The following is a 12,424-nucleotide window of genomic DNA, read 5'->3' as shown; positions in this document are numbered from 1 at the left end:
TGTTTTTAGTCTTCTTAAACAATTCACAACTATTCCTTAAAATTTTTGAAAAACCCTTAAATTTACACGATTAAAATCCAGCTATTTTACGAATGAATCAAATCACACCTTACAAGCCAAAACATAAAGTTAGAATCGTTACCGCAGCCTCATTATTTGATGGGCATGATGCAGCAATAAACATTATGCGTCGTATTATTCAATCCACTGGTGTTGAGGTTATTCATTTGGGACATGATAGGAGTGTTGAGGAAGTCGTCAATACAGCGATTCAAGAAGATGCCAATGCAATTGCCATGACCTCTTACCAAGGGGGGCACAATGAATACTTTAAATACATGTATGACCTTCTGAAGGAAAAAGGAGCTGGGCACATTAAAATTTTTGGTGGCGGTGGCGGCGTCATTCTTCCTGAAGAAATAAAGGAACTCATGGATTACGGCATTACGAGAATCTATTCACCAGATGATGGCCGTGAAATGGGACTTCAAGGTATGATTAATGATTTGGTTGAACTATCAGATTATGAAAGCCCATCCTTAATTCTTCCCAAAGGGAAGGAAATAACTCAGAGTTTAAAAGATAAAGACGTTAATACGATAGCGCGATTAATTTCATTTGCTGAAAATAAACATGACAAATTTGAAGAATTATTTACCCAGTTGAGTGAAAATTCTTCCCCTTCGGGAATCCCGACACTTCGGGAAGATGGGGCTTGTCCTGTACTAGGAATCACCGGAACTGGTGGTGCTGGTAAATCATCTTTAGTTGACGAATTGGTGAGACGTTTCCTAATCGATTTTCCTGAAAAGACAATCGGTCTCGTTTCTGTAGACCCTTCAAAACGAAAAACTGGTGGTGCCTTATTGGGTGACCGTATCCGTATGAATGCCATTAATTCACCTCGCGTTTACATGCGAAGTTTAGCAACACGTCAGTCTAATCTGGCCTTGTCAAAATATGTAAATGAGGCGGTTGAAGTTTTGAAAGCGGCCAAATATGATATCATCATTTTAGAAACTTCCGGAATCGGGCAATCCGATACAGAAATTTTAGAGCACTCTGATGTCTCCTTATATGTGATGACGCCAGAATTCGGTGCGGCCACGCAGCTTGAAAAGATCGACATGCTCGATTTTGCGGATCTCGTTGCCATCAACAAGTTCGATAAGAGAGGGGCTTTAGATGCTCTACGCGATGTGAAAAAGCAGTATATGCGTAATCACAATCTATGGCACGAAGACCCAGATACAATGCCTGTATTCGGGACAATTGCCTCTCAGTTCAATGACCCAGGCATGAATACGCTTTACAAAGCGATAATGGATGAGCTGGTTGAAAAAACGGATACAGATTTAAAATCGAACTTTGAGATTTCTAAGGAAATGAGCGAGAAGATTTTCGTCATTCCACCAGCACGTACACGTTACTTGTCTGAAATTGCTGAGAATAATCGTGCGTATGATAAAACAGCTGATGCCCAGGTTAACGTCGCTCAGACATTATATGGGATTTTTAAAACGTTAGAATCTGTTTCAGGTTCGACGCCTCAACTGGATAAAGCGGGAATCAACATCGATTCTGACAGTTCAAAAACAGGCGAAAACAAAGACTTGATTAAATTATTGTTAGCTGAATTCGACCGTGTAAAAATGAACCTAGACCCATTTAATTGGGAAGTCATTACGGGTTGGGAAGACAAAATAAACACCTATAAAAGTCCAGTTTACAGTTTTAAGGTACGCGATAAGGAAATCAAAATAGATACACATACGGAATCCCTATCCCATACCCAAATACCAAAAGTAGCTTTACCAAAATATGAAGCTTGGGGCGACATATTGCGATGGACGCTTCAAGAGAATGTGCCTGGTGAATTCCCTTATACCGCAGGACTCTATCCATTTAAACGTACGGGTGAAGACCCAACCAGGATGTTTGCTGGCGAAGGAGGGCCAGAGCGCACCAACAGACGTTTTCACTACGTAAGTTTAGGATTGCCAGCCAAGCGCTTATCTACAGCCTTTGACAGTGTTACACTGTACGGAAACGACCCAGATTACCGACCGGATATCTACGGAAAAATTGGAAATGCTGGTGTAAGTATTTGCTGTTTAGATGATGCTAAAAAGCTCTATTCAGGTTTTAATTTAGCTGACCCAATGACTTCGGTAAGTATGACGATTAATGGGCCCGCACCGATGCTACTCGGTTTCTTTATGAATACGGCTATTGACCAGCAATGCGAATTCTACATCAAGGAAAACGGTCTAGAAGACGAGGTTGAAGCTAAAATTGTTAAACTATACGAAGGCAAAAAACGACCAGAATACCAAGGTGACATTCCAGAAGGGAATGATGGCTTAGGTCTAATGCTTTTGGGTGTAACGGGCGACCAGGTATTACCAAAAGATATTTATGAAGACATAAAAACCAAAACCATTGCTCAGGTTAGGGGAACGGTTCAGGCGGATATTCTTAAAGAAGACCAAGCGCAGAACACATGTATTTTTTCTACAGAGTTTGCACTTCGATTGATGGGTGATGTTCAGGAATATTTTATCATTAATAAAATCCGAAATTTCTATTCGGTATCTATTTCAGGGTACCATATTGCGGAAGCAGGTGCGAATCCTATTTCTCAATTGGCATTTACCTTGGCAAATGGCTTTACCTATGTAGAGTATTACTTATCGAGGGGAATGGACATCAATAAGTTTGGACCGAACTTATCCTTCTTCTTTTCTAACGGTATCGACCCGGAATATGCGGTGATTGGTCGTGTGGCCCGAAAGATTTGGGCTAAAGCCTTAAAGCATAAATACGGTGCCAACCCACGTGCTCAGATGTTGAAATATCACATTCAAACCTCGGGTCGAAGTTTACATGCCCAAGAGATTGATTTCAATGATATCCGTACCACGCTTCAGGCTCTGTATGCGATTTACGATAACTGTAATTCGCTTCATACTAATGCCTATGATGAAGCTATTACCACACCAACTGAAGAATCGGTAAGACGTGCCATGGCCATTCAATTGATTATCAATAAAGAATTAGGCTTGGCGAAGAATGAAAACCCAATTCAAGGGGCGTTCATCATTGAAGAGTTAACCGATTTGGTTGAAGAAGCTGTCTTGACAGAGTTCGATAGAATCACAGAACGTGGTGGCGTTTTAGGTGCTATGGAAACCATGTACCAGCGTAGTAAGATTCAGGAGGAAAGCTTGTATTACGAAACCTTAAAGCACAATGGCGAATTCCCGATTATCGGTGTAAATACCTTTTTGAGTAGTAAAGGTTCGCCAACGGTTCAACCTGCTGAGGTCATCAGAGCCACAGAAACCGAAAAGGAATACCAGATTAAAATGTTGGAAGCGCTTCATGAGCGAAATGATGTGTCTGATTTGCTTAAAGACCTTCAGAAAAGAGCTATTAATAACGAAAACATTTTTGAAGCATTAATGGAGGTTTGTAAAAAAGCATCCTTGGGTCAGATTACATCTGCTTTATTCGAAGTAGGAGGGCAGTATCGCCGGAATATGTAAGCAGAGAACCGCTTTTTCTTTTTTGAAAAAGCGTGTGAATCGCTTACCCCGACCGAAGCGTCGGGCGTCTCAGGATTCCAATTTTGAAAAGCGTAGCGCATTCAAAATTGTGAATATCGCTTATGCCGATTGCAACATCGGCATCTCAGAGAACCGCTTTTTCTTTTTGAAAAAGCGTGTGAATCGCTTATCCCGAGCTTGTCGAGGAATCTCTAGGGTAAAACTCTAGGGGACGTTGACACTGAGCGTAGACAATTGGTCATTAAACTAAGCCTAGCTCAATTATAACTGTAAATTTGCCTTGACCCAACTGTACTGATGGCTTTCGACTTATCGTATTCAACCTAATAAAATACATAGAAGCCATCGCCCAGAGAGACTAGTCCAACAGAAATTTAACCAAAGGGTTCTTGTAATTATAAATTAAAAAGTGGAATATTAGATTTGGCGCAGAAAAGAGACTGCGACTTAATACTACAACGTCAGCATCCAAGTGCGTTGCAACTTCCTAAACTTTTTCAGCTCACTTCGTAACAAAGGCAAATAATCCCGCCCGTTACTGTTCGATTTTTCGAGACGTTTGCAGTTGCGATTAAGGAGATAAGTCAATCGCTCCAAAGCTTCAACATGCTTGTATTTGTTGTCTGAAAATTTTTCACGCTCGGCGTTAATGATTTCAGGAGCCAAAGAATTGGACTGTTGAATGATATCTCCCGTAAAATAAATATTAGGGTCTTCTTGCCCGTCTTCAGATAGATAAGATAAATCGTGCTGAAGATAGGTGGAGATGTTTCGCGATAGATAAATGATGTCCATCGCCTTTCTATATAGTGGCATATCAGAGAGATACAATGGCATTGCGTAATTCATTTTCTAAACGTTTTCAACAAAATTACGACGGAATCTAAAATTTTAACTTTCGATTTTAAGGTAAAAATGTATATTTGATTTAATTAATAACGAAAATTAAAGATTTACCTTAAATGATAATTGATAAGCTCAACTGGTCTATTTTAAAGCACCTTCAAGCCAATGCACGGCTTAGCAATGCAGAGATTGGTAGGCGTGTGGGTATCAGTTCGCCTGCTGTTGCAGAACGGATTAAAAAGATGGAAGATGCCGGACTCATTGAGGAATACAATACCGAAATTTCGCCGTTTGAAGCGGGTTATCAACTCAAAGCCATCATTACTTTAAGAGCATTTATGGGCATGCTAAAACCCTTTCTTGAGAAAGTGAAAACCTACGATGAGGTTATTAATTGTTATCGAATAACTGGCAACGAAAACATCGTAATGGAAGTGGTCTTAACAAACCAGAAACATCTTGAAAGTTTTATTGACCAATTGATTGTTTATGGCGAGTGTAAAACACAGATTGTACTCTCCCACGTTGTGAAGAATAGCGCGATTCAGCCTTTGAAGTAATTCTAATTCTTAACTCCAGGTTGCTTCAATTCCCAATTGGCCTTTGCCTTTTCAGCATCAACTTGTGCTTTTACTTCCGCCAACAATTTTTTAGAGTCGTAGATAATGCCGTCTTTAATCGTATATTTTACACCACCAACGCGTACGACCTCATTATCATCGGTCAGTTTAATGGCGCCCGTGCCGTAGAGCACTTTCAGGTTCACTAAAGGGTTTTCTTCAATAAGTACGAAATCCGCTAATTTCCCGATTTGAATACTTCCAATTTTATCATCCCAGCCTAAGGCTTCAGCGCCATTTAGCGTTGCAGAACGTATCACTTCCAACGGATGAAAACCAGCTTCTCTAAGCAATTCCAGTTCGCGGATAAATGCGAAACCGTAGAGCTGATAGATAAACCCAGAATCGGAGCCTGCCGTAACTCGACCACCACGATTTTTATATTCGTTGACAAAGGTCATCCATAAACGGAAATTTTCTTTCCATGCTATCTCTTGTTCCGTGCCCCAAAAATGCCAATAACTGCCATGGCTGACTTTGCTGGGTTCGTAGAATTTCCAAAGCGACGGTAAAGTATAGTCTTCATGCCACTCGGCACGTCTCGCCCGATGTAAATCTCGGCTGGCTTCGTAAATATTAAAGGTAGGGTCTAGCGTAAAGTCTAGCGCTATGAGTTCGTTCATTACGGCATTCCAATGGTCAGAAAATGGTTTGGCGGACTGTTTCCAGAGTTTTCCCGCTTCTTCAAATCGATGTTGTTCGTTTTGGTAATTATAATCCAAGGGATAATCCTGTACGGTTCTATCTTCAAACAGGGCTTCCGGTAATCCATACCAATGTTCCATGGAGGTCAGTCCAGCTCTGGCTGAGTGAAGGACATTCCAACGGGCGACGCTTAATTGGGCGTGATGACAGGCGGAACCCAAACCCAATTTTTTGTTTTCATCTAAGGCTGAAGCCATAATCTCAGGTTCTGCCCCAAAGAATTTGATGCCGTCCGCGCCGTTTTTGGCATTTTGCCTTACCCATTCGCGCGCTTGTTCTGGCGTACTGATGGCAGTATCGCTTCCTGACCCAAAACCTACATAATCGAAAATGCGAGGTGCAACAATGGTATTTTTAGCACTTTGCTTTTTTAAGTTTGAAGCATCGATACCACTGGGTTGCCTTACCGTAGTCACACCATGGGCCATCCATAGTTTAAAAACATAATCGGGGTCGGCACCTTGGGCGCTTCCACCAATATGTCCGTGCATATCCACAAACCCTGGGAGCAAGTACATGCCCGAAGCATTAAGTTCTTTTCCGCCAGATTTTAACTTAGGCCGACTACTTTCCTTTATAGCGACTCCAGGATAGCCAACAACTCTTATATCCACAATGGTATTGTTCTCCACAACCACATCCACTGGGCCACGAGGCGGTGAGCCATCACCATTGATTAAAGTCACCCCTCTAATAATTAATTGGGGAAAAGGACCTTCACCCTTATGATTGTCTTGCGCAATGAGCAATAGGGAGAAAAAAAAAGTAAAAACAAGGAACAGGTTTTTCATGATGAAAGACATAGCGGATTAGTTTCTTAAAAATAAAACAAATATTCTACTCTATAATGGTGTGCGGAACGGTATCCAAATCCCAATCAATGACCAATCCACCAGAAAGCGATTTAGCGATTTCCTTTCCATACAGATGCTCAGCTAAATATAAGGAGGCTTCAAAAGATTTGGCGCCACCGGCTGAGGTGATGTATTTGCCGTCGTGAACAAAAAGGACGTCTTTACGAATATCTAAATGTGGAAACATCTCACGCATCTTGTCAATATCACTTGGGAAGGTGGTAGAGACTTTTCCATTGAGTAATCCGGCTTTGGCTAATACAAAGGCGCCATCACAATGCGAGGTTACAAATTGTGCGGTTTTATCGACCTTTTGGACAAATTCAATCATTTCTTCATCTTCCAAATCGGTATCTAAATGATGCTCTGCACTCGGCACGACGAGAATATCAATCTGTGGAACATCATCAGATAGATAGTTATAATCTGGAATAATGCGCATGCCTTCAAACGTGGTGATAGGCTCGTCAGTATTGGCAACAGTAAAGACATTCATCGCCTTGATATTTTCTCGAAAAATGGTGTGCTGAAAAATATCGAATGGTGCCGTGAGTTCTGTGTTATAATTACCATCCATAATTAAGAAACCGACATTATATCGATTTGGTTCTAACTTTGGAAAGGTCTTTTCTACAAAGGTGTTTTCAGTTGATGTACCTTCGGTTGTATCAGATGATTTTGAATTTTGACAGCTAAAGCTAGCCAGAAATGCAAATACTATTAAATATCTCATTTTTTAGTCTTTTATGCGCCAAGGTGGCGATTTTCTATTTTTACCAGCATGATAAATTTTAATTTGATTTTGGTCTGGGTCACTGAGTCTTATTTCTTTCCATAACCAAGATTCTTCCACGATTTCTGAATCGAAATTTACACCTTTTGCCTTCAAATTTGCAACAACTTCTTCTACGGATTTGACTTCGAAATAGAGGGTAATTCCATTTTTATTTTCGGACGTGTCAGCTTGATGAATTGAAAATGTGCTGTTTCCAATTGGACATTCAAAACGAACATATCTAGGTAAGGCGTCAACGATTAATTTTAAACCTAAATTTTGATAGAATTTCACTGATAAAGCTACGTCCTTGGCTGGTATGGTTACTTGATTTAAATCCATTAGCTAACTTTCTTTTCAATATGTTCCGCAATAAGCTTCGCATGTATCCGTGAATTTTCGATAAACCATTTGTGCGTTTCCATTCCGCCACAAATTACGCCTGCTAAATACAACCCTTCTACATTAGATTCCATTGTTTCAGCATTATAGGTTGGGATATGCTTCTCATCTTTAGAAAATGTGATACCAGCATTGGCCAAAAATTCAAAATTTGGACGGTATCCTGTCAATGCGATGACGTAGTCATTTTGTAGTGTTTTAGGCCCTTCAGGTGTGGTAATAGTAATCTCGTGTTTTCGGATTTCCGTGATTTCAGAATTAAAATAAGCCTTGATACTGCCTTCTTCAATCCGATTGATAATATCTGGGCGCACCCAATACTTAACCCGTTCGCCAATTGCGTCATCGCGAACAATCATGGTCACGTTTCCGCCTTTTCTATAAATTTCCAAAGCACAATCCACAGCAGAATTGCTCGCGCCAACCACAGCTACATTTTGAAGGGTAAACGGATGCGCTTCCTTATAATAGTGCATCACTTTGGGTAAATTTTCACCCTTGACATTTAGATAATTTGGAATATCATAGAACCCTGTTGCGATAATAACGTGTTTAGTACCGTACATGCCTTTATCCGTTTTAACTGTAAATTCAGAAATGCTTTTTGAAATACCTGAAACAGTTTCATACAAATTAATATTCAAATCATTAGACGTTACCACCCGACGATAATATTCCAAAGCTTCGGTCCGTGAGGGTTTCGGATTATTACTGATAAACGGAATGTCATCGATTTCCAATTTTTCAGAGGTTGAAAAAAAGGTCATATTCAAGGGATAATTGAATAAGGAATTGGTCAGTGCCCCTTTTTCAATGACTACATAATTCCAGTTTCGTTTTTTACATTCTAAAGCGCAAGCAATGCCGATGGGACCTGCGCCGATTATGAGTACCTCTAATTCTTTTGTGTTTGACATCTTCTGTAAAGCTATTACAAATTTTGTTGTTCTCGTTTAAATAGCCAATGCGAAAGTAATACACCCATGGCGCAAAATCCAGCAGTGACTAACCAATTAACTTGGTAACCATACACGTCAACAATACCTAAACTTATTTTTGGGCTAAAAATATGAGCTAGAGAAAAAGAGATAGAATACATGGCCATATAACTGCCTTCCAAACCTTTTTTTGCTCGTTTTAGCGCGAATTTGTTAGTGTAAGGAAAGCCCAGCATTTCACTAAAAGTCATAAAAGCAATGCTTATAACGAGAATACCGAGCCAAAAGTTATTGTAAAGAATTACAAAGCTAATGCCCAAAAGGAGTAAGGAGGTTAAAATATACTTAGTCACGGGTATTGATTTTTTCTCCAAGAAATTCAAAAAAGGCATTTCAAACACTACGATGATGGCCACGTTTAAAAAGAGGATGATTCCAATTTGGAATTCATTCAATTTAAAAACAGCATCATAATACAATGGAAGCGTAGTAAAAAGCTGAAAGAAGGCCATCCCGAAAAGAAAGCATATCGCTGAATGAATCCAGAAAGACATGTCCTTATAAACAGCGTTTTTATCTGGTCGCTCAACCTGTGTTTCTTCTAGGGGAATTTCTGTTTTGGGAGCTTTAACCAAGTTTGCAAACAATAAAATGGCGACTATACATGTTATCCCGTCAATCCAAAATAGGAGATGATAGCCGTAAAGGACAATGATGAGTCCCGCTACGGTTGGTCCAACGCCCATACCTGCATTTATGGCCAAACGAATGAGGCCAATGGAGCGTGTTTGATTTTCGGGTTTACTGTAAGCCTTAATCGCAACGAAAATGGCCGGCCTAAAACTGTCCGCAATAGACATGGTTAATAAAATACCTATAGAAAAAGACCAAAACGAATCTAAATGCTGTAAGATGATAAAGCAAATGCCGGTTAAGAATAAGCTTACGGTCATCACTTTATAAAACCCAAAAATATCGGTCAATTTTCCACCGAGCCATGACCCCATTACTGAGCCGATACCAAAGAATACAAAAATCCAGCTTACATCACTGATGCTAAAATCCAAATCTTTTTTAAGGTATAACGACAGAAAAGGAATGACCATGGTTCCTGCTCTGTTGATAAGGCTTATGAGTGATAAATACCAAATCTCGCGTGAAAGTCCTTGAAAGGATTCTATATAATTGGCGTATAGTTTTTTCATGTTGGTGGTTGTATAAAAATAAAAAGTCCGACGTTATCGTCGGACTTTTAAATATTGTTAATGGGTATAGTTATATTGTCACAATAGATAATCAGTCCGAAGCCAAGGCTGTTGCTTGGTCCAGATAATTGATGTATATGTGACGTAGTTTCGCATGATTTAATTCGAATTCTTTAGCTAAACTACAATAAAATCTGAGAAGTTGTATTTTAGGCATTTAAATTTTTCAAAATGAAAAGATTTCTAATCCTCTTAGTATTAGTGACTCAGTGGAGTTGTGGCCAAAAGAAAATGGAACTTAAAGGCGATACGGAATGGCAAAATGAGAAGAACGCCCAGTTTAAGGATGCCAGTACCTCGCCATTGACCAAGAAGGATTTACGCACGTTTGAAGGATTGGATTTTTTTGAATTTGATTCCACCTACGTCGTCAATGCATTTTTAGAACGTACCCCAAATACCGAATGGTTTAAAATGAAAACCACAACCGACCGACTGTCCGAAGAGCGTGTCTATGGCATTCTACAATTTGAAATTGGCGACCAATCCTTTTCCCTAAACGTTTATCAAGGCAAGGAAAATATGCAAACCGAAGGCTATGAGGACTATCTTTTTTTGCCATATCTAGATAATACCAACGGCGTTACAAGCTACGGTGGAGGACGATATATAGATTTACGTATTCCTAAAGGCAACGAAATTATTGTAGATTTCAACAAGTCCTACAATCCGCTTTGCGTTTATAACAAGCGGTACTCTTGCCCCATTGTACCACGCATCAACTATATGGATATTGAGGTAAAGGCTGGGATGAAGGATTATAAGAAAGAGTGATTTATGGCTAGCTAATCTACCTGTCAGCAGACAGGGGCGCAAAGCAGAAATTCCAAATCTCAATCCCGAAGCCTCGGGACTAAATTCCAAAAATGATTGACGGTTAATTTCTAAGATTTCTTTCTTCGTGCAACTCCGTGTTTCTTTGTGAAGCTCCGTGCAACGTCTCCAAATTTTAAAACAACTTGAATAAAAAATAAGCCATAGTCTACTTATTCAAACTTAATTCTTCCCTTCGGGAAGATGTCCGCAGGACAGATGGGAACTACTTAACCAAATACAACCCGGCAAAAACAGCCAAAAACCCCACCACAAAACTTGCAATCGTGTACAAAGCAAAACTTGTAAAGTCGCCCGATTTCAAGAATACATGATTTTCATAAGCAAAGGTAGAAAAGGTGGTAAAGCCACCGCAGAATCCTGTAGCCAATAGCAGGGTCTGATTGCTGTTTAAGGCATTATTTTTTGTGGCTAATCCTAGGATGATTCCAATGAGTAAGCTTCCCAAAATATTTGCCAAAAATGTTCCGTAAGGAATCCCGTCTTGAGGACTGTTTAGCCAACGTCCGACTATATAACGAAGTACACTACCTGCACCACCGCCCAAAAAAACCAAAAGCAGTTGTTTCATTTATTCCTTGATTGGAAGGTAAATCTGAGTTAACCAATTCTTTGGATTAGGGACTTGGCTCGGGTCCGTCGGGTAAACCTCGAGCATAGGCCCATTAGGGTCTAACTCGTAAGATGAGGTTTCAAAAAAGGCCATGGCTTTTTCCCAAGCTTCTGGCAAATTAGAATAATCACCTTTCAGCTCTGTCAATACCATTGGCAATGGCTCCAACTGTCCGGTTAAAATATCTGCTTCATTCGAAATAATTTTGTTCTGCGTAGGTATACAGGACGAAAATATCACCGCGTCATTCTCTTCATCCCACTTTTCAATCAACACAAAAGGTGCACCTGCAAAAGTGATATTATTGGCTAAAGCATAAGCACCAACCTTAGGAAACATCTCTTGCATCTTTGCGGGGTAATCACTGATTTTGGATGAGGCTGTATTGTAAAGGTAATAACCACCACTATGCTGGGTAACTCCTTTTACGTCGATGCTGTAGGTTTTCATATCGTTGGTAACCACACTGTCTAGCATGGTTAAACTTCTTTCGTAATGTGGCCCGATTTGTTTTTCCATACCACCCATTAAAGTGGAGAACATCTTAAATTGAAAGGGTAAATCTTTACCTGAAATCGTCCAAGTGACTTCGGTACTACCATCATCATTAGGTTCAAACGTCCAATTGACATCAGATTTTGGGAATTCGGCAAACTGCATTTCTTGTGATATGCTTGCATTAGGATTGGCTTCCAAAGTAGTCATCACACCAACGCCATCCTCATCTTCCCAGGTGTAAGTCCCTCCAACACCTTCTGTTTTTCCAGGATAGCTTATCGTAATGCTTGGGTCAGCTTCTTTCCAACTAGACCAATCTTCCCAGTTTTTCAAGTCAATAACTTCATTGTAGACTACTGCTTGGGGTGCGTTTATGGTTTTGCTTCGCGTAACTTCAAAAGAATTGGGCTGTACGGCAATGTAAATGGCCAATCCAATAACTACGATGAGCAGTAAAAATAGGATGTACTTTAAATATTTCATGCTAAAATATGATGTTGATTTA

At 40.0% G+C, this 12,424-nt stretch carries 11 protein-coding genes; 3 read left to right on the top strand and 8 right to left on the bottom strand.

The window, feature by feature from the left end; genetic code table 11:
• Positions 1-92: 92 nt before the first annotated feature.
• Positions 93-3,548 (top strand): methylmalonyl-CoA mutase family protein, encoded by a 3,456-nt coding sequence (locus tag ACFOSX_RS13870; protein WP_386102468.1) that lies wholly within the window; start codon positions 93-95, stop codon positions 3,546-3,548.
• A 474-nt stretch (positions 3,549-4,022) separates the two neighbouring features.
• On the opposite strand, the gene ACFOSX_RS13865 is transcribed toward ACFOSX_RS13870, so the two are convergent.
• On the bottom strand, positions 4,023-4,418 hold the full coding sequence (locus ACFOSX_RS13865; protein WP_386102465.1) for a hypothetical protein: 396 nt from the start codon (positions 4,416-4,418) through the stop codon (positions 4,023-4,025).
• 113 nt (positions 4,419-4,531) lie between these two features.
• On the opposite strand from ACFOSX_RS13865, the gene ACFOSX_RS13860 reads away from it, so the two are divergent.
• Entirely contained in the window at positions 4,532-4,975 is a 444-nt protein-coding gene (locus ACFOSX_RS13860; protein ID WP_386102462.1) for an Lrp/AsnC family transcriptional regulator, read from the top strand.
• Between the two features lie 2 nt (positions 4,976-4,977).
• Here the strand turns inward: ACFOSX_RS13860 and ACFOSX_RS13855 are convergent, their stop codons facing one another.
• The 5 genes from ACFOSX_RS13855 to ACFOSX_RS13835 are packed head-to-tail and all read right to left on the bottom strand — an operon-like array spanning position 4,978 to position 9,914.
• Complete coding sequence (locus tag ACFOSX_RS13855) at positions 4,978-6,531, bottom strand: amidohydrolase family protein (protein ID WP_386103057.1); 1,554 nt, start codon at positions 6,529-6,531, stop codon at positions 4,978-4,980.
• 46 nt (positions 6,532-6,577) lie between these two features.
• On the bottom strand, positions 6,578-7,327 hold the full coding sequence (locus ACFOSX_RS13850) for a DJ-1/PfpI family protein (protein WP_386102459.1): 750 nt from the start codon (positions 7,325-7,327) through the stop codon (positions 6,578-6,580).
• Positions 7,328-7,330: 3 nt separating this feature from the next.
• Positions 7,331-7,711 (bottom strand): VOC family protein, encoded by a 381-nt coding sequence (locus ACFOSX_RS13845; RefSeq protein WP_386102456.1) that lies wholly within the window; start codon positions 7,709-7,711, stop codon positions 7,331-7,333.
• Complete coding sequence (locus ACFOSX_RS13840; RefSeq protein WP_386102453.1) at positions 7,711-8,688, bottom strand: YpdA family putative bacillithiol disulfide reductase; 978 nt, start codon at positions 8,686-8,688, stop codon at positions 7,711-7,713. The genes ACFOSX_RS13845 and ACFOSX_RS13840 overlap by 1 nt, the downstream gene beginning before the upstream one ends.
• 14 nt (positions 8,689-8,702) lie before the next feature.
• A complete protein-coding gene (locus tag ACFOSX_RS13835; RefSeq protein WP_386102450.1) occupies positions 8,703-9,914 on the bottom strand; it encodes an MFS transporter in 1,212 nt (403 codons plus the stop codon).
• 231 nt (positions 9,915-10,145) lie between these two features.
• Between ACFOSX_RS13835 and ACFOSX_RS13830 the strand changes: the two genes are divergently transcribed.
• Complete coding sequence (locus ACFOSX_RS13830; RefSeq protein WP_386102448.1) at positions 10,146-10,748, top strand: DUF1684 domain-containing protein; 603 nt, start codon at positions 10,146-10,148, stop codon at positions 10,746-10,748.
• A gap of 265 nt (positions 10,749-11,013) precedes the next feature.
• On the opposite strand, the gene crcB is transcribed toward ACFOSX_RS13830, so the two are convergent.
• The gene (gene crcB, locus ACFOSX_RS13825; protein WP_386102446.1) at positions 11,014-11,379 is read right to left on the bottom strand and encodes a fluoride efflux transporter CrcB; all 366 of its coding nucleotides are present in this window, start codon (positions 11,377-11,379) and stop codon (positions 11,014-11,016) included.
• Positions 11,380-12,402 carry an SRPBCC family protein gene (locus ACFOSX_RS13820; RefSeq protein WP_386102443.1) on the bottom strand — a complete coding sequence of 341 codons (1,023 nt, stop codon included), beginning with the start codon at positions 12,400-12,402 and terminating at the stop codon, positions 11,380-11,382. It lies immediately after the preceding gene.
• Between the last annotated feature and the right edge of the window lie 22 nt (positions 12,403-12,424).

It is taken from the genome of Winogradskyella maritima, from assembly GCF_042650215.1.
GTDB classification, from domain to species: domain Bacteria; phylum Bacteroidota; class Bacteroidia; order Flavobacteriales; family Flavobacteriaceae; genus Winogradskyella; species Winogradskyella maritima.
The sequence above is the reverse complement of the archived record's forward strand: the minus strand, read 5'-3'. Positions and strand labels throughout refer to the sequence as shown.